This window comes from Streptococcus sp. 9.1(2021) (assembly GCF_030466425.1).
Classification (GTDB): domain Bacteria; phylum Bacillota; class Bacilli; order Lactobacillales; family Streptococcaceae; genus Streptococcus; species Streptococcus wuxiensis.
This window is the reverse complement of the sequence record NZ_JAGQFU010000003.1, coordinates 87,955-103,754: the sequence shown is the minus strand read 5'-3', so window position 1 is coordinate 103,754 and position 15,800 is coordinate 87,955. Positions and strand designations below refer to the sequence as shown.

At 41.9% G+C, this 15,800-nt stretch carries 24 protein-coding genes; all 24 read right to left on the bottom strand.

All coding sequences use genetic code 11. From position 1 onward, the window contains the following. Positions 1-6 precede the first annotated feature (6 nt). Positions 7-549, bottom strand: a complete 543-nt coding sequence (gene rplE, locus KBU52_RS08315; RefSeq protein ID WP_000013542.1) for a 50S ribosomal protein L5 — start codon at positions 547-549, stop codon at positions 7-9. A gap of 23 nt (positions 550-572) precedes the next feature. Then, positions 573-878, bottom strand: coding sequence for a 50S ribosomal protein L24 (gene rplX, locus KBU52_RS08310; protein WP_000497691.1), 306 nt, complete (start codon positions 876-878; stop codon positions 573-575). 72 nt (positions 879-950) lie between these two features. Further along, positions 951-1,319: a 50S ribosomal protein L14 gene (gene rplN / locus KBU52_RS08305; protein ID WP_002928796.1), complete on the bottom strand. Its 369-nt coding sequence runs from the start codon at positions 1,317-1,319 to the stop codon at positions 951-953. A gap of 25 nt (positions 1,320-1,344) precedes the next feature. Further along, complete coding sequence (gene rpsQ, locus KBU52_RS08300) at positions 1,345-1,605, bottom strand: 30S ribosomal protein S17 (protein WP_000440801.1); 261 nt, start codon at positions 1,603-1,605, stop codon at positions 1,345-1,347. 24 nt (positions 1,606-1,629) lie between these two features. Then, positions 1,630-1,836, bottom strand: a complete 207-nt coding sequence (gene rpmC / locus KBU52_RS08295; RefSeq protein WP_000772918.1) for a 50S ribosomal protein L29 — start codon at positions 1,834-1,836, stop codon at positions 1,630-1,632. A 9-nt stretch (positions 1,837-1,845) separates the two neighbouring features. Continuing rightward, positions 1,846-2,259 (bottom strand): 50S ribosomal protein L16, encoded by a 414-nt coding sequence (gene rplP, locus KBU52_RS08290; RefSeq protein WP_002928793.1) that lies wholly within the window; start codon positions 2,257-2,259, stop codon positions 1,846-1,848. Between the two features lie 3 nt (positions 2,260-2,262). Beyond that, entirely contained in the window at positions 2,263-2,916 is a 654-nt protein-coding gene (gene rpsC / locus KBU52_RS08285; protein WP_000529936.1) for a 30S ribosomal protein S3, read from the bottom strand. Positions 2,917-2,928: 12 nt separating this feature from the next. Further along, the gene (gene rplV / locus KBU52_RS08280; RefSeq protein ID WP_000818137.1) at positions 2,929-3,273 is read right to left on the bottom strand and encodes a 50S ribosomal protein L22; all 345 of its coding nucleotides are present in this window, start codon (positions 3,271-3,273) and stop codon (positions 2,929-2,931) included. 11 nt (positions 3,274-3,284) lie between these two features. Continuing rightward, a complete protein-coding gene (rpsS, locus tag KBU52_RS08275; protein WP_000533766.1) occupies positions 3,285-3,566 on the bottom strand; it encodes a 30S ribosomal protein S19 in 282 nt (93 codons plus the stop codon). Between the two features lie 102 nt (positions 3,567-3,668). After that, a complete protein-coding gene (rplB, locus tag KBU52_RS08270; RefSeq protein ID WP_000512910.1) occupies positions 3,669-4,502 on the bottom strand; it encodes a 50S ribosomal protein L2 in 834 nt (277 codons plus the stop codon). 17 nt (positions 4,503-4,519) lie between these two features. Then, complete coding sequence (locus tag KBU52_RS08265; RefSeq protein WP_001055347.1) at positions 4,520-4,816, bottom strand: 50S ribosomal protein L23; 297 nt, start codon at positions 4,814-4,816, stop codon at positions 4,520-4,522. Then, a complete protein-coding gene (gene rplD, locus KBU52_RS08260) occupies positions 4,816-5,439 on the bottom strand; it encodes a 50S ribosomal protein L4 (protein WP_000024549.1) in 624 nt (207 codons plus the stop codon). Before rplD ends, KBU52_RS08265 begins: the two co-directional genes overlap by 1 nt. 24 nt (positions 5,440-5,463) lie before the next feature. After that, the gene (gene rplC / locus KBU52_RS08255; RefSeq protein ID WP_004251088.1) at positions 5,464-6,090 is read right to left on the bottom strand and encodes a 50S ribosomal protein L3; all 627 of its coding nucleotides are present in this window, start codon (positions 6,088-6,090) and stop codon (positions 5,464-5,466) included. Between the two features lie 82 nt (positions 6,091-6,172). Continuing rightward, positions 6,173-6,481 (bottom strand): 30S ribosomal protein S10, encoded by a 309-nt coding sequence (rpsJ, locus tag KBU52_RS08250; RefSeq protein ID WP_001284511.1) that lies wholly within the window; start codon positions 6,479-6,481, stop codon positions 6,173-6,175. Between the two features lie 265 nt (positions 6,482-6,746). Then, positions 6,747-7,370, bottom strand: a complete 624-nt coding sequence (locus KBU52_RS08245; RefSeq protein WP_254724757.1) for a uridine kinase — start codon at positions 7,368-7,370, stop codon at positions 6,747-6,749. Then, positions 7,367-7,963, bottom strand: a complete 597-nt coding sequence (gene nrdG, locus KBU52_RS08240) for an anaerobic ribonucleoside-triphosphate reductase activating protein (RefSeq protein ID WP_254724758.1) — start codon at positions 7,961-7,963, stop codon at positions 7,367-7,369. The genes KBU52_RS08245 and nrdG overlap by 4 nt, the downstream gene beginning before the upstream one ends. Positions 7,964-7,967: 4 nt before the next feature. Then, complete coding sequence (locus KBU52_RS08235; RefSeq protein WP_254724759.1) at positions 7,968-8,474, bottom strand: GNAT family N-acetyltransferase; 507 nt, start codon at positions 8,472-8,474, stop codon at positions 7,968-7,970. A 9-nt stretch (positions 8,475-8,483) separates the two neighbouring features. Beyond that, positions 8,484-8,984 carry a GNAT family N-acetyltransferase gene (locus KBU52_RS08230; RefSeq protein WP_254724760.1) on the bottom strand — a complete coding sequence of 167 codons (501 nt, stop codon included), beginning with the start codon at positions 8,982-8,984 and terminating at the stop codon, positions 8,484-8,486. Positions 8,985-9,022: 38 nt separating this feature from the next. Further along, positions 9,023-9,163 (bottom strand): hypothetical protein, encoded by a 141-nt coding sequence (locus tag KBU52_RS08225; protein WP_000521611.1) that lies wholly within the window; start codon positions 9,161-9,163, stop codon positions 9,023-9,025. A gap of 11 nt (positions 9,164-9,174) precedes the next feature. Next, positions 9,175-11,382 (bottom strand): anaerobic ribonucleoside-triphosphate reductase, encoded by a 2,208-nt coding sequence (nrdD, locus tag KBU52_RS08220; RefSeq protein WP_254724818.1) that lies wholly within the window; start codon positions 11,380-11,382, stop codon positions 9,175-9,177. Positions 11,383-11,507: 125 nt separating this feature from the next. Further along, entirely contained in the window at positions 11,508-13,061 is a 1,554-nt protein-coding gene (locus tag KBU52_RS08215; protein WP_254724761.1) for a damage-inducible protein CinA, read from the bottom strand. A gap of 44 nt (positions 13,062-13,105) precedes the next feature. Next, positions 13,106-13,240 (bottom strand): hypothetical protein, encoded by a 135-nt coding sequence (locus tag KBU52_RS08210; protein WP_301798525.1) that lies wholly within the window; start codon positions 13,238-13,240, stop codon positions 13,106-13,108. An 87-nt stretch (positions 13,241-13,327) separates the two neighbouring features. Further along, on the bottom strand, positions 13,328-15,244 hold the full coding sequence (mnmG, locus tag KBU52_RS08205) for a tRNA uridine-5-carboxymethylaminomethyl(34) synthesis enzyme MnmG (protein WP_254724762.1): 1,917 nt from the start codon (positions 15,242-15,244) through the stop codon (positions 13,328-13,330). Positions 15,245-15,252: 8 nt separating this feature from the next. Further along, on the bottom strand, positions 15,253-15,708 hold the full coding sequence (locus KBU52_RS08200) for an NUDIX hydrolase (protein WP_036756280.1): 456 nt from the start codon (positions 15,706-15,708) through the stop codon (positions 15,253-15,255). Between the last annotated feature and the right edge of the window lie 92 nt (positions 15,709-15,800).

Sequence of the window (15,800 nt, the reverse complement as noted above, 5' to 3'; positions counted from 1 at the left end):
CCTATATTATTTTGCAAAAGGCATTCCAAGGCCTGTAAGCAATGCACGTGACTCTTCGTCTGTGTTAGCAGTGGTTACGATAACGATGTCAAGACCGCGAGTTTTGTCAACGTCATCAAAATTGATTTCTGGGAAAATCAATTGCTCTTTCACACCAAGTGTGTAGTTTCCGCGTCCGTCAAATGATTTTGTTGGAACACCGTGGAAGTCACGTACACGTGGCAGTGATACTGAAACCAATTTATCCAAGAATTCGTACATACGTTCACCACGAAGGGTAACTTTTGCACCGATCGCAACACCTTCACGAAGACGGAAGCCGGCGATAGATTTTTTAGCTTTAGTGATAAGTGGTTTTTGACCTGAGATAAGCGCCAATTCTTCAGCAGCTTTTTCAAGGCTTTTAGCGTTTGATACTGCTTCACCAACACCCATGTTCAAAACGATCTTATCCACTTTAGGAACAGCCATCACTGATGAGTAGTTAAATTGTTCTGTCAAAGCAGGAACTACTTCATTAAGATATTTTTCTTTTAAACGATTTGCCATTATACTTCTCCTTTCCTTCGTGATTAATCAAGCACTTCGCCTGATTTTTTGTTGTAGCGAACTTTTTTACCGTCTACAAATTTGTAACCAACACGACCAGCTACACCATTTTTGTCCAAAACTTGAACGTTTGATACGTGGATAGCTGCTTCCTTCTCGATGATACCACCTTGAGGAAGTTCGTTAGTTGGACGTTGGTGTTTCTTAACGATGTTAACACCTTCAACGATAACTTTGTTTACTTTTGGAAGGGCAGTAAGGACAACAGCTTCTGTTCCCTTATCTTTACCAGCGATTACGCGAACTTTGTCGCCTTTTTTTACAAACATTTTTTTCTCCTTTTATTCTTACGCCCAATGGGCACCCTGGCTAGGCCAGGGGACTGTGTTTGTTTTTATTGATTAAAGTACTTCTGGAGCAAGTGACACGATCTTCATGAAGCCACCTTCACGCAATTCACGTGCAACTGGGCCAAAGATACGTGTTCCGCGAGGAGTTTTGTCGTCACGGATGATAACTGCTGCGTTTTCGTCAAATTTGATGTATGAACCATCAGCACGACGAGCACCTGATTTAGTACGAACGATAACTGCTTTAACAACGTCACCTTTTTTAACCGCACCACCAGGAGTAGCTTGTTTTACAGATGCCACAATAACATCACCGATGTTTGCAAATTTACGTCCTGAACCACCAAGAACTTTGATAGTCAAGATTTCGCGAGCACCGCTGTTGTCTGCGACTTTCAAACGAGTTTCTGTTTGAATCATTTCAGTTTTCTCCTTTCAGGTTTGATTAGATGATGACCGCTTCTTCAACAACTTCTACAAGACGGAAACGTTTTGTAGCTGAAAGCGGGCGAGTTTCCATGATACGTACGATATCGCCTTCTTTGGCAACATTGTTTTCATCATGTGCTTTGTATTTTTTAGAGTAGTTAATACGTTTACCATAGACTGGGTGGTTACGTTTTGTTTCAACTACAACTGTGATTGTCTTGTCCATTTTGTCAGATACAACACGTCCAACAAGAACTTTACGATTATTGCGTTCCATTGAAATTTCTCCTTCCCTAGTCTATTATTTCGCTTCAGATTGAACTGTTTTGATACGAGCGATTTGTTTTTTAACTTCTTTCAAGCGAGCTGTTTGTTCTAATTGACCAGTAGCAGCTTGGAAACGAAGTTCGAACAATTCTTTTTTCAATTCGTTTTCGCGCTTCGCGAGTTCTTCTTGAGAAAGACCACGAAGTTCTTTAACAAATTCTTTTACTTCATTAAGTTTCATGCCTTCTCCTTATTCTGCTTCACGTTTTACGAATTTACATTTAACTGGCAATTTGTGGCTTGCAAGACGAAGTGCTTCACGAGCAACTTCTTCAGATACACCAGCAACTTCAAACATTACTTTACCACGTTTAACTGGTGCTACCCAACCTTCAGGTGCCCCTTTACCAGATCCCATACGAACCCCGATAGCTTTAGCTGTGTAAGATTTGTGTGGGAAGATTTTAATCCAAACTTTACCACCACGTTTCATGTAACGAGTCATGGCGATACGAGCAGCCTCGATTTGGCGGTTAGTGATCCAGTGGCTAGTTGTAGCTTGAAGACCGTATTCACCGAATGCTACTTCTTTCCCACCTTTAGCTTCACCGCGCATTTTACCACGGAATTCACGACGGTGTTTAACACGTTTAGGTACTAACATTGGTTATTTACCTCCTTTAGTGTTTTTACGAGCTGGAAGAACTTCACCACGGTAGATCCATACTTTAACACCAAGTTTACCGTATGTAGTATCTGCTTCTTCCCAAGCGTAATCGATATCTGCACGAAGTGTGTGAAGCGGAACTGTTCCTTCAGAGTATCCTTCAGCACGGGCAATATCTGCACCGTTCAAACGACCTGATACTTGAGTTTTAATTCCTTTAGCTCCAGCACGCATAGCACGTTGGATTGCTTGTTTTTGTGCACGACGGAAAGCAACACGTTGCTCCAATTGACGAGCAATTCCTTCACCAACAAGGTGAGCATCCAAATCAGGTTGTTTGATTTCGATGATGTTGATGTGTACTTGTTTTCCAGTCAATTTGTTAAGTTTTGCACGGAGTGCATCAACGTTAGCACCACCTTTACCGATAACCATACCTGGTTTAGCAGTGTGAAGTGAAACGTTAACTTTGTTTACTGCGCGTTCGATTTCAATAGTTGAAACTGCTGCGTCAGCAAGTTCTTTTTGAACGAATTTACGGATTGCAAGATCTTCATGAAGGTAATCCGCGTATTCTTTTTCAGCATACCATTTGGCATCCCAATCACGGATGATGCCGACACGCATACCAATTGGATGTACTTTTTGACCCACGATTTTACCTCCTTATTTTTCTGCAACAGCTACAGTGATATGAGCTGTACGTTTGTTGATTGGTGAAGCTGAACCTTTCGCACGTGGACGGAAACGTTTCATAGTTGGTCCTTCGTTTGCGAATGCTTCAGATACTACCAAGTTAGCTTTATCCAAACCAAAGTTGTTTTCAGCGTTAGCTACAGCTGAGTTCAAAACTTTCAAGATGATTTCAGCAGCTTTGTTTGGAGTGAATGTCAAAATTGCGATTGCATCGGCTACGCTTTTACCACGGATGTTGTCAAGAACAAGACGTGATTTACGAGGTGAAACACGTACTGTGCGAGCCATTGCTTTAGCTGAAGTAATTTCTGCCATTTATGTTCTCCTTATTTTCTACGTGTTTTCTTGTCGTCTGCGGCGTGACCTTTGTAAGTACGAGTTGGTGCAAATTCACCAAGCTTGTGACCTACCATGTCTTCTTGGATGTAAACAGGTACGTGTTTACGTCCATCATAAACTGCGATAGTGTAACCAATGAAACTTGGGAAGATCGTTGAACGACGTGACCAAGTTTTGATAACTTTTTTCTTTTCGTCGTTAGCTTGAGCTTCAACTTTTTTCATCAAATGCTCATCGACGAAAGGTCCTTTTTTAAGACTGCGTCCCATTTTTATATTTTCTCCTTTAAATATAGTACCACAGCGGCTTGCGCTCTCAACGAGCGCTACCGAGCTGGCGGATTATCTAGCGCTTAAGCGACTAGTTTTAAATTATTTCTCGTTGCGACGACGAACGATAAGTTTGTCAGATTTCGCTTTCTTGTTACGAGTTTTAAGACCAAGAGCAGGTTTGCCCCATGGAGTTGATGGTGCTTTACGACCAACTGGTGCTTTACCTTCACCACCACCGTGTGGGTGATCGTTAGGGTTCATTACAGAACCACGAACTGTTGGGCGGATACCTTTCCAACGGCTACGTCCTGCTTTACCAAGGTTTACAAGTCCATGTTGTTCGTTTCCGACAACACCAACTGTAGCACGACAAGTTCCAAGAATCATACGAACTTCACCTGATTGAAGACGAACAAGAACGTATTTACCTTCTTGACCCAATACTTGAGCAGAAGCTCCAGCAGCACGTACCAATTCTCCACCACGACCTGGTTTCAATTCGATGTTGTGGATCAAAGTACCAACTGGGATGTTAGCAAGTGGAAGAGCGTTTCCGACTTTGATATCTGCTTCTGGACCTGAAACGATACGTTGACCTACTTCAAGACCTTTTGGAGCGATGATGTATGCTTTCACACCGTCAGTGTAGTGTACAAGAGCGATGTTTGCAGAACGGTTTGGATCGTACTCGATAGTTTTAACAACTGCTTCAACGTTGTCTTTGTTACGTTTAAAGTCAACCAAACGGTAGAAACGTTTGTGTCCACCACCTTGGTGACGAACTGTGATACGACCGTTGTTGTTACGACCAGCCTTGCTCTTCAATGCAACAAGCAATGATTTTTCAGGAGTGCTTGTTGTGATTTCAGCGAAATCCAAAGAAGTCATATTACGGCGACCGTTTGTTGTTGGTTTATAAACACGAATTCCCACGATATTTCCTCCTTAGATTATTCAGCTTCAGCTGCAAACAACTCGATTGCTTTTGAATCAGCTGTAAGAGTGATGATAGCTTTTTTAGTTTTGTTAGTAAAACCAGTGTAACGTCCAACACGTTTAGCTTTAGGTTTTACGTTGATTGTGTTAACATTTGCAACTTTAACACCTTCGAAAGCAGCTTCAACAGCTTGCTTGATCAAAAGTTTGTGTGCACGAGTGTCAACTTCAAATACATATTTCCCTGCTTCAAGTTGAGCCATTGAGCTTTCAGTGATAACAGGTTTTTTGATAACATCATACAAATTCATTATGCAAGAACCTCCTCGATTTTAGAGATAGCTGCTTGAGTAACAAGAAGTTTGTCACTATTTGCGATGTCAAGAACACTTGCAGTTGTAGCAGTCGCAACTTTCACATTTGGAAGGTTACGAGCTGAGAGAGCTGCGAATTCGTTTCCTTCTTCAAGAATAACAAGGACTTTAGAATCGATGCTCAAAGCTGCAAGAACTTTTGCAAATTCAGCAGTTTTTGGAGCTGTAAATTCAAGAGAATCAACGGCTACAAATTTGTTTTCAGCAACTTTTTCTGAGTAAACAGATTTAAGTGCAAGGCGACGAACTTTTTGAGGAAGTTTGTACGCATAGCTACGTGGAGTTGGTCCGAAGACGATTCCACCACCACGCCATTGTGGAGAGCGGATAGAACCTTGACGAGCACGTCCAGTTCCTTTTTGACGCCATGGTTTGCGTCCGCCACCTGAAACAGCTGAGCGGTTTTTAACTGCGTGAGTTCCTTGACGAAGGCTAGCACGTTGGCTGATGATCACATCAAACACAACAGATTGGTTTGGTTCGATACCAAAGATTGCATCGTTAAGAACAACTTCGCCCGCTTGTTTACCAGTTTGGTCGAATAATGTTACATTTGCCATTTTGACTGTATTCCCCTTTCCTTATTATTTACCAGCTTTAACTGCTGACTTGATAGTGATAAGAGATTTCTTAGCACCTGGTACGTTACCTTTGATAAGGATAACGTTCTTTTCTGGAACAACTTGTACAACTTCAAGGTTTTGAATTGTTACACGGTCGCCACCCATACGTCCTGCAAGGTTTTTACCTTTGAATACGCGGTTAGGTGCAACAGGTCCCATAGAACCTGGACGACGGTGGTAACGAGAACCGTGAGCCATAGGTCCACGTGATTGTCCGTGGCGTTTGATAACACCTTGGAAACCTTTACCTTTAGATGTACCAGTTACATCAACAATGTCTCCAGCTGCGAAAGTTTCAACTGTGATTTCAGCACCAACTTCCAAGCCTTCAACGTTTTTGAATTCACGAATGAAGCGCTTAGGAGCCGTGTTAGCTTTTGCTACATGTCCTTTAGCAGGTTTGTTGCTCAATACTTCGCGTTTGTCATCGAAACCAACTTGGATAGCGTTGTAACCATCTGTTTCAACAGTTTTAACTTGAAGAACAACGTTTGGAGTTGCTTCGATAACTGTTACAGGGATCAATTCGCCAGCTTCAGTGAAGATTTGAGTCATTCCCACTTTTTTCCCTAAGATTCCTTTTGTCATGAGAAAATAGTTCCTTTTCTATATTTTTTATTCAAAAAGTTTTTAACGAGCGTTTTTTATGCTCAAGGTTTCAAACTTTAGATTAAAGTTTGATTTCTACGTTTACACCACTTGGAAGATCCAATTTCATCAAAGCGTCAACTGTTTTTTGAGTTGGGTTGATGATGTCGATCAAACGTTTGTGTGTACGCATTTCGAATTGTTCGCGAGAATCTTTATATTTGTGAGTCGCACGAATAATTGTGTAGAGGCTACGTTCAGTTGGAAGTGGGATTGGACCTGCAACTTCTGCACCTGTGCGAGTAGCTGATTCTACGATTTTAGCAGCCGCTGTGTCAAGCGTACGGTGTTCGTAAGCTTTCAAACGGATACGGATTTTTTTGTTTGCCATCTTTTTCTCCTTTTCGTCTATTTAAGATAATAGGCTAGCTCCACAAGAAAACCGACGCGCGTTGCGTGGCAATGCAACCGAGCGTGTCGCAACCTCTTGCATCAAAGCTAAGGCTGTAATTTACAGCACCATAATAGAATAACACAAAGCCCCTGCGATTGCAAGGGATTTGACAGGATTTTTTTAATTTTTCGAATGAAACTGTTTTCTTATCGCTCCTTATCTCTAAAAAGCATAAATGAAGAGCAAATTTATATTTTTTCTTCTATATAATGTCCGTTTTGATCTGAAATTTATCATTTGATTGATTTATCAAGATATCCGCTTTTGACTCGGTTTCTTTATAGTATTGCAGATACTGTTCTCGTCTCATTTGCTGACTAGCCAATATAAAGGATGCATCGCGATTTCTCACAGTCGTATCTCGAGCTAGACGCCTCTTTAATTCTGTTTCTTCGTCCGCGTAGAAGCAGATGGTTTTGTCAAAGAGTTCCTTTGGTAGAAAACCCACAGACATCCCTTCGACTATCAGTATTGGTTTTGCTCCCGATAAGACCTCACTAGGCTTCCAAGGTTCATCTATTGTTAAGACATCCATACCCGCCTGCAGGGCGAGAATATCTCTCTGCAAACTTGCCAGTTCATGCGCCACTGGCAGACAAGCTGTCACCTTTTGATCAGGTGCTTGCTTTGGTACTACCAGGTGACGTTCTGAGGTGATATAGGGATCTGTTTCTAGCAAATTTACTGTAGTAGAATCTAGGGCTTGATATAATTCCTGAGCAAAAGTTGATTTTCCTGAAGCTCCATGGCCGTAAATGCCCAGCGTTTCTACTTTCCCAGACTCTATTTCTGATACTAGTCTTTCTATTAAGTCTTTTTTCTTCATTCTCTCTTCACCTGTTCATAGCTTTGCTTCCCATCATTAAGCTTGTTCCAAATAACTACTTTTCCACTTTGCAGAGATTTTTGTACATCGATTATTCGTTGATTGGACGAACCTCGAAACTGGAGCATGAGATTCCTTTTATTCCGATCATATCGCCCATCGACAAGAATATCAATCATAGATAAAAGTTCGAGTTTATCAGGTGTCTCCAACATCATCTCTTCCCATGTGTATCCCGTCCAAGACCAGATATCTTTTTCTGGCAATTCTTTCCGTATACGTTTCACGAGAGGTAAGAGAATACCTGTATTGAGGAAAGGCTCTCCTCCTAATAAAGTCAAGCCTTGAACATAGGGGTGGGCTAGGTCTGCCATGATTTGTTCTTCTAACTCTGGTGTATACGGAATCCCGGCATTAAATGACCAGGTCGCTACATTGTAACAGCCCTCACAGCGAAACATGCAGCCTGCTACGTAAAGGGAGTTGCGCACTCCCTCTCCATCGACAAAGTTAAAAGCCTTATAGTCAATGATGCGCCCCTGACTGAGTTCTTCACTTTTCCACTCGCCTGGTTTTGGTGTGTTCCAAGTCATCCTTCTACTCCAAATCTATCCAGTAGCGCTGACTTCTATCTATTGTATTTTCGTAAACACCACCAGCGGAGAGAATCGTGCAGCGGCTGGCTTTGTTGTCTTCATCGCAGGTAATCAGCACTCGTTCCAATCCTTGTTTTCGAGCCTCTGCTAGTCCTAATCTCAACTGCTCCTTCCCATATCCTTTGCCTCGTTGACTGGGACGGATAGAATAGCCAATATGACCGCCTTCCACAAATAATTTGTCATTCAAGGACAAGCGCAGGGCTAAAAATCCCAAAGGCAAGCCAGTCTCATCAAAGGATAAAAATTTGATTGCAGGAACCCAACCTACTGGCAGGTTGGCAACATCCTCCTGCTGCTCTACAATCTTTAAACAATCCTCATAATCCTTTACTCGCTTCCAAGCGGAGCCCATGCCACCGTGCATATAGGATTTTGCTGCATCGAACTCCGCAATCATCTCTAATATCGCTTCTTTATCTTCCAAAGTTGGTCGTCTTAGCTCCATGTTTCCTCCTTAATCGACATCAATCCAATAGCGCTCCGTTCCATTACGAACATCCTCTAACTTCCCACCATTAGCTAAGATAACAGCTCGGCTTGCTGGATTTTCTGTGCTACAAGTCACTAAAGCTCGTTTGATATTCTTTTTCTTAGCAATTTGTAGACCTTGTCGGAGGGACTCTTTGGCGTAGCCCTTGCCTCTTTCAGACGAGCGGATGGAATAACCAATATGACCACCTACCTCCAACAAATAGTCACTAAGACGCAATCGGAGATTAAGGAACCCTACGGCTTGTCCATCTCTCGAAAAAGCAACTAACTGAATATCAGGCACCCACCCTTCAGGCAAATTAATCCCCATTTCATGATTCTGATTACTTTCCAACCACTCTTCGTAAACAAAGTTCTCAGCATCCCAAAACCCGCCATCGTGGGCTGATTGAGTCTGTTCAAACTCTGCCATCATCTCTAAAACTGTTTCTTTATCTGCCAATCTTGGTCTGCGTAGTTCCATATTCCCCTCCCCGCTATAAGAAAAGCGAGAGGCAACTCTCACTTTTTCTTGTTTTTGTTTAAAAACTGTTCTCTAAGGCTAGCTACTCGGTCTTTTTTATTGACTCCACCCTTTGAATGCTTTTCGTGGAATCGTTGAACCAAAGCCTTGCCCTTGTCGTCTAATTGATACTTTCCCATTCTATCTCTTTCTAATTTGTTAGTTCATGTCCAGCCGTTTTAATAGTAGAGCCGTTCATGTGTTTGACACGCGCAGCAATTTCCTTGTGGCGTCCATTAACCATCGGACGTGCTTGTGGATTCCCAAGATAACCACAAGTTCGTTTAACTACGTCTACTGTTTTAGGATCATTATTTCCACAGTTAGGACAAGCAAATCCTCTCTCAGTAGGTTCAAAATCTCCTTCAAAATCACACTTGTAGCAACGGTCGATCGGAGTATTGGTTCCTAGATATCCTACACGGTCGTAAGCATAATCCCAAACAGCTTCCAAAGCCTTTGGATTTTGTTGGAGAACTGGGTACTCGCAGTAGTGGATAAATCCACCAGATGCACCCGCTTTTGGGTAGACTTTCTCAAAGTCCAATTTTTCAAAAGGTGTTGGATTTTTGCGGACATCATAATGGAAGGAATTTGTGTAGTATTCTTTATCTGTAATATCTGGAATAGAGCCGAATTTCTCCGTATCTAAGCGACAGAAGCGGTCTGTCAAACTTTCAGACGGCGTTGAATAGATAGAGAAATGGTAACCATATTGGTCAGACCATTCTTCTACCCGACGTTTCATATCGCGAATAATATCAAGGGTGAACTCTTTGGCTTCTGGATTATTTTCCCAATGATTACCAAAGAAGACTGTCGCTACCTCGTACAAGCCAATATAGCCCAGAGAAATAGTTGCACGACGATTCTTAAAGAGTTGATCCACACTTTCTTCTTTTCCAAGACGACGTCCGAAGGCTCCATATTGATAAAGAATTGGTGCATTAGCTGGAGTGGCTTCCTTGGTTCTTTCCACACGGTAAACCAAGGCATCTTCCGCGATGTTCATGCGCTCGTTGAAGATTTCCCAGAACTTGTTCATGTCTCCTTCGGACTCAAGAGCGATACGAGGAAGATTGACTGTCACAACTCCTAGGTTCATACGGCCCGAATTGACTTCTACTCCATTTTCATCCTTCCATCCTTGAAGGAATGAACGGCATCCCATCGGAACTTTGAAAGAACCAGTCAACTCGACAATCTTATCATAAGACAAGACATCTGGATACATACGCTTAGTTGCACACTCGAGAGCCAACTGCTTAATATCGTAGTTAGGCGAACCTTCCTCCAAGTTAAGTCCTCTTTTAAGAGTAAAGATGAGTTTAGGAAAGATGGCTGTACGATGTTCTGAACCCAGCCCCTTGATTCGAATATTCAGGATTGCCTTTTGAATTTCACGTTCAAAACGACTAGTTCCTAGACCAAAACCAAGGGAAGTAAATGGCGTTTGCCCATTTGATGTAAAGAGGGTGTTGATCTCGTACTCTAAAGATTGCATGGCATCGTAGATGTCTTTTTGAGTTTTCTTCCAGGCATATTCTTGGCGCTTGTCAGGCAAAACCCATTCCTCCGCATCCTTGAGGTGCTTTTGGTAATTTTTCTCTGCATAAGGAGCCAATACTTCATCGATACGGTCAGCTGAACAGCCCCCGTACTGGCTAGAAGCAACGTTTGCGATGATTTGTGAAATCTGCGCTGTCGCAGTCTGGATAGACTTGGGACTCTCTACCTCAGCATTCCCAATCTTAAACCCATTTTCTAACATACCCTTGAAATCAATCAAACAGCAGTTGGTCATAGGAGTGTAGGGACTGTAGTCCAAATCATGATAGTGGATATCCCCTTTTTGATGGGCATTAGCCACATGTTTAGGAAGCATTTGAAGTCCGATTGATTTTCCAACAATCCCTGCCGTCAAATCACGCTGAGTGTTAAAGACATCACTGTCTTTATTGGCATTTTCATTGACAACTGCCTGATCTTTGTTAAGAAGTTTATGAATACTAAAGTTGATATCTGTCGCTTTTGAGCGCTCAAAATCCCTTTGTGTTCGATAGGTGATATACTCCTCGGCCAAGGCGTATTCTTTAGCTTCCAACAATTCGTGCTCTACGATGTTTTGGATTTCATAGATTTTTACACCTTGTGGGAAACGGCTATGAATTTCTTCAACGATACGTTCAATTAGGGTACTAAGTCGCTTTTCGACTAAAGGGGTTACATCCATAACCTTTTCAGCAGCCTTATGAAGCGCTTTGTCAATCTTGTCTACATCAAAAATTACACGTCTGCCGTCACGCTTTTCGACGAATAAAGTCGGATCAGGGACAGCCTTCTCTTCCAATACAATCATATCCATACCCTTTTCTTAAATATAATATTGATTCTAAAAAGTATTATATCACTAAAAAAATAAAAATCAATATCTTGTGTCAAAAAATAAAATTTTTTTAAAATTACACAAGATATTGATAGTTTTTATTTTAATTTATAGAGTTTAAAATCTTTGAATTCACTTTGAACCGCTTGATAATTTTCAGCTAAAAGTTGCTCAACTTCTGTCCATAGACTTGTTTTTGTATTCACTACAATCATCTTTGGTTGATTATCTCTCAGATCATTAACAAGTTTGGTACGATTTGCATCAAGCCCTGTATGCAATCTAGGTGAAAGCAACTGACTCGCAGCTAAACGTTCACTAGCCTTATAACTACTTGTCAGATTATCCCAAACATAGATACGATCTGTAGCTTGAGTTTCCCCTTTGACCTTAGTTTCGATGGCTGTACGTTCTTGATATAGTTCTGCATGAAGTAAATATCGTGATACTACAGGTGCTAAGAATAGGTAAGCAAGAGCTAAAATTGGTAGATAGACATTTCCTTTTACAAAAGCTCCCCATACCGAACTTTCTTCTCTAGATCTTCTACGACGATTCGCTCCTTCTGGCTTCTCTGTTGGAATTCGTGTCAGCAAAAGAAGCGATAAGAAAGGAAGGAACTCAATCATACGACTACCATGGATAAGATCTGTAGAAAAAATCTCTAAAATTAATACCAAAATGACAGCTATTGAAGCAGAGATTGATAAGACTGACTGTTTCAATGGTTTAGATTGGAAGAGACCTGTAAATGCTAGCGTCAATACTCCAAGAGCAATTGCTAACAATCCATAAAAGAGGATATTGTCGAGTAATCCCGAGTTAGACGTAAAGTTTAAACTATCTAATGGGTAAAGGATTTGACTAATGGCATTTCCAAAACTGCCTTTATAAGCTGTGTAGTATCCAATTGGATAAAAGAAGATTGAAAAACCAAGGCCCGCTGCAAAAAATTGATAGAGACCATGATTCAAGTTATTGCGACCGACATTAAAAGCTGTTACAGCAAAAAACAAGACGAATGCATACAAAGTTGCAACCAAAGGCGCAAAGAAAAATGCTAGAGCCAAACTAGCCCCAATACGCAAGAAACCACTATCTTGGTCTGGTTCTACCAAATAAGCAGTCACTAAACTTAGAGCATAGAACAAGAATGGGAGTGCTAGAATAGTTGCATATCCCCCACCAAAACTAAGAGCACTAGCCAGGACATAAAAGACCGTCAACACTTGTTGCGATTGCTTGTTTTGTTCCGTTAGATTGTAAGCCGAACGGAAAAGAAAGAATCCCGCGCCTACTAAGGCCAACCAATTAAAAACAGCAAACAAAATACTGCCCTTGGTTAAATACTGTAAAAAGTAATAGAGGAGACCACTAGTTCCAAAATAATCTGTGTAAATATCTCCGCTATGATGCATAGCCCATCCAATATAAAAATCCTGAGACTGCTCCGGACTTATTAACCCTAAGAAGAAGGGTAAAATTACGGACACAAGGACCACTAGAGTACTCAAAAAGAGGATATTCAAAAATGGTAAGCGGGCAGGCTGACGAGTTTCAACCTCGAGTTGCTCCTCATTTTCTACTGGAGCATCCTGACTTCTCATCCAAGTTGGAGTTGGTTCGTCTTCTAATCTGCCATATACGTTCATTCGCTCTCTCCTATATTTTAATTTGTTCTAGTATATCAAAAAGTCTAGTTCTTGTCAGCCTTTGGCGGACGTTTGCTCAACTTTTCAGACAAGGTAACAAAGCGTTCAATCTCATAAAAACGATGATATGAAACTCTTTTATAGCGGTCTAAAAAATTTTTTTCTTCTACTGTCAGCATAGTCATTTCTCCTTTTCTCTTAATTCGAAAAATGAAGAAAAAACTAAAAAAGCTGAATCCCTCAATAGAGAATTCAGCTTTTTATTTTTAGTCAGCTTTCTTTTCTAAGTTTTTAGAAATGCTTCGATTTTTACCTTCTAAATACACCATAAGAATGGAAATATCTGCTGGGTTTACACCTGAAATACGGCTAGCTTGGCCGATGGTTTCTGGATTGATGAGCTTAAACTTCTGGCGAGCTTCTGTCGCGATAGAGTCAATATCATCCCAGTCAATATTCGCTGGAATCCGTTTTTCTTCCATGCGTTTCATCTTGGCAACCTGATCCATGGCTTTTGAGATATAGCCTTCGTACTTGATTTCTGTTTCAATCAATTCGATAATCTTGTCATCTAACTCTTCAGCAGCAGGTCCAATGAAGGCCACCACATCTGGGTAAGACACTTCTGGGCGACGAAGGAACTCCTTGGCTGTCACTGCATCTGTCAATGGCTTGAAGCCCATCTCCTCAACCTTAGCATTTGTTTCCTTAACTGGCTTGAATTTGATGCTGTCTAAACGCTTCATTTCATTTTCAAATTGATTTTTCTTGATTTCAAAACGAACCCAACGTTCATCGTCAACAAGCCCAATCTCGCGCCCCATCTCAGTCAAACGCATATCGGCATTGTCATGACGAAGAATGAGGCGGTATTCAGCACGACTGGTCAAGAGACGGTAAGGTTCAATGGTCCCCTTAGTTACCAAGTCATCAATCATCACTCCGATATAACCGTCGCTTCGTTTTAGAATTAACTCTGGCTTACCTTGGATTTTCAGCGCTGCGTTGATACCCGCGATAATCCCTTGACCTGCTGCCTCTTCGTAACCAGAGGTACCATTTGTCTGACCAGCTGTGAAAAGTCCTGAGATTTTCTTGGTTTCCAGAGTCGCACGCAACTGATGAGGCAAGACCATGTCGTACTCAATGGCATAACCTGTACGCATCATTTCTGCATTTTCCAAACCTTTGATAGAATGAACCAAGTCACGTTGGACATCCTCAGGAAGACTGGTTGAAAGTCCTTGGACATAAACTTCTTCTGTGTTTCGTCCTTCTGGCTCAAGGAAGAGTTGGTGACGTTCCTTGTCTGCAAAGCGCACAATCTTGTCCTCAATTGACGGACAGTAACGAGGCCCTACTCCCTTAACTACACCTGTAAACATAGGCGCACGGTGGAGGTTATTTTGGATAATCTCATGGCTGGTACCATTGGTATAGGTCAACCAGCATGGCACTTGGTCTTTGACATAATCTTCATCACGTGAAGTGTAAGAGAAGTGATTTGGTGTTTCATCTCCTGGCTGAATCTCTGTCACATCATAGTTGATAGAGGAAGCCTTGACACGTGGAGGCGTTCCTGTCTTGAAACGACCGATTTCAAGTCCAAGTTCCTTGAGATTATCAGCTAGGTTAATAGAAGCCAGACTGTGGTTTGGACCTGATGAATACTTGAGATCTCCGATGATGATTTCCCCACGAAGGGCTGTCCCTGTAGTCACGATAACAGCCTTGGCAGCATACTCTTGATGGGTAGCTGTACGAACACCGACAACCTTACCATCTTCCACCAAAATCTCATCAATCATGGTTTGACGAAGGGTTAGATTTTCTTGATTTTCAACCGTCTTGCGCATTTCCTTAGAGTAAAGTTCCTTATCAGCCTGCGCACGAAGGGCACGGACAGCTGGCCCCTTCCCAGTGTTGAGCATCTTCATCTGGATGTAACTCTTGTCAATGGTCTTAGCCATTTCGCCACCAAGGGCATCTACCTCACGCACAACAATCCCCTTGGCAGAACCACCAATAGACGGATTACATGGCATGAAAGCCAACATTTCAATGTTGATAGTCGCAAGCAAGACCTTGCAACCCATACGGCTCGCAGCTAGGGAAGCTTCAACCCCCGCATGTCCCGCACCGATTACAATAATATCGTATTCTTCCGTAAAATTATAAGTCATTTTCTCTCCTATTCTTCAAGATGAATGTGTCTTAGTTGGCCGTCCCAATCTGGCAGGGCTGTTTTTAAAAAGGCTGGAACTAGTTGGAAATCCTCAAGCTTGTCCAAGTCAATCCACTCACAGGGTTGCCTTTTCTCATCTTCCTGCATGGTCAATGGGGCATCCCCAAGTAAGTCTACCAGATAATGAAACTCGATATTGTGATAGGAAACACCGTCCTGTTCAAAACGATTTTCAACCACAAAAGCTAGTGGCCCAGCTTGAGCTTTGACACCCAGTTCTTCACCCACTTCGCGCACTAGGGCATCTTCCGTACTTTCATTGACTTGGATCGCACCGCCAATAGTATAATACTTGCCCTTGTCTTGGGTGACTAGAAGTTTGCGATTTTGAAGAATCAAGGCTGTCGCTCGAACGCCAAAAACCGTATTTCCCACTTTTGTCCGAAAGTCTTGCTGAGTCATTCTTGTCCTTTCCCTTTAAACGACACAAAAACAGTCAAAACTCGTAAGAAGTGCAGGACAAAAAGACCTGCAACATCCATGAGCTTTGACCA

Coding starts and splice junctions, on each gene's coding strand:
- rplE (WP_000013542.1), bottom strand. CDS start 549: ATGGCAAATCGTTTAAAAGAAAAATATCTTAATGAAGTAGTTCCTGCT.
- rplX (WP_000497691.1), bottom strand. CDS start 878: ATGTTTGTAAAAAAAGGCGACAAAGTTCGCGTAATCGCTGGTAAAGAT.
- rplN (WP_002928796.1), bottom strand. CDS start 1,319: ATGATTCAAACAGAAACTCGTTTGAAAGTCGCAGACAACAGCGGTGCT.
- rpsQ (WP_000440801.1), bottom strand. CDS start 1,605: ATGGAACGCAATAATCGTAAAGTTCTTGTTGGACGTGTTGTATCTGAC.
- rpmC (WP_000772918.1), bottom strand. CDS start 1,836: ATGAAACTTAATGAAGTAAAAGAATTTGTTAAAGAACTTCGTGGTCTT.
- rplP (WP_002928793.1), bottom strand. CDS start 2,259: ATGTTAGTACCTAAACGTGTTAAACACCGTCGTGAATTCCGTGGTAAA.
- rplV (WP_000818137.1), bottom strand. CDS start 3,273: ATGGCAGAAATTACTTCAGCTAAAGCAATGGCTCGCACAGTACGTGTT.
- rpsS (WP_000533766.1), bottom strand. CDS start 3,566: ATGGGACGCAGTCTTAAAAAAGGACCTTTCGTCGATGAGCATTTGATG.
- KBU52_RS08265 (WP_001055347.1), bottom strand. CDS start 4,816: ATGAATTTGTATGATGTTATCAAAAAACCTGTTATCACTGAAAGCTCA.
- rplD (WP_000024549.1), bottom strand. CDS start 5,439: ATGGCAAATGTAACATTATTCGACCAAACTGGTAAACAAGCGGGCGAA.
- rplC (WP_004251088.1), bottom strand. CDS start 6,090: ATGACAAAAGGAATCTTAGGGAAAAAAGTGGGAATGACTCAAATCTTC.
- rpsJ (WP_001284511.1), bottom strand. CDS start 6,481: ATGGCAAACAAAAAAATCCGTATCCGTTTGAAAGCTTACGAACACCGT.
- KBU52_RS08245 (WP_254724757.1), bottom strand. CDS start 7,370: ATGAAGAAAAAAGACTTAATAGAAAGACTAGTATCAGAAATAGAGTCT.
- nrdG (WP_254724758.1), bottom strand. CDS start 7,963: ATGACTTGGAACACACCAAAACCAGGCGAGTGGAAAAGTGAAGAACTC.
- KBU52_RS08235 (WP_254724759.1), bottom strand. CDS start 8,474: ATGGAGCTAAGACGACCAACTTTGGAAGATAAAGAAGCGATATTAGAG.
- KBU52_RS08230 (WP_254724760.1), bottom strand. CDS start 8,984: ATGGAACTACGCAGACCAAGATTGGCAGATAAAGAAACAGTTTTAGAG.
- KBU52_RS08225 (WP_000521611.1), bottom strand. CDS start 9,163: ATGGGAAAGTATCAATTAGACGACAAGGGCAAGGCTTTGGTTCAACGA.
- nrdD (WP_254724818.1), bottom strand. CDS start 11,382: ATGATTGTATTGGAAGAGAAGGCTGTCCCTGATCCGACTTTATTCGTC.
- KBU52_RS08215 (WP_254724761.1), bottom strand. CDS start 13,061: ATGAACGTATATGGCAGATTAGAAGACGAACCAACTCCAACTTGGATG.
- KBU52_RS08210 (WP_301798525.1), bottom strand. CDS start 13,240: ATGCTGACAGTAGAAGAAAAAAATTTTTTAGACCGCTATAAAAGAGTT.
- mnmG (WP_254724762.1), bottom strand. CDS start 15,244: ATGACTTATAATTTTACGGAAGAATACGATATTATTGTAATCGGTGCG.
- KBU52_RS08200 (WP_036756280.1), bottom strand. CDS start 15,708: ATGACTCAGCAAGACTTTCGGACAAAAGTGGGAAATACGGTTTTTGGC.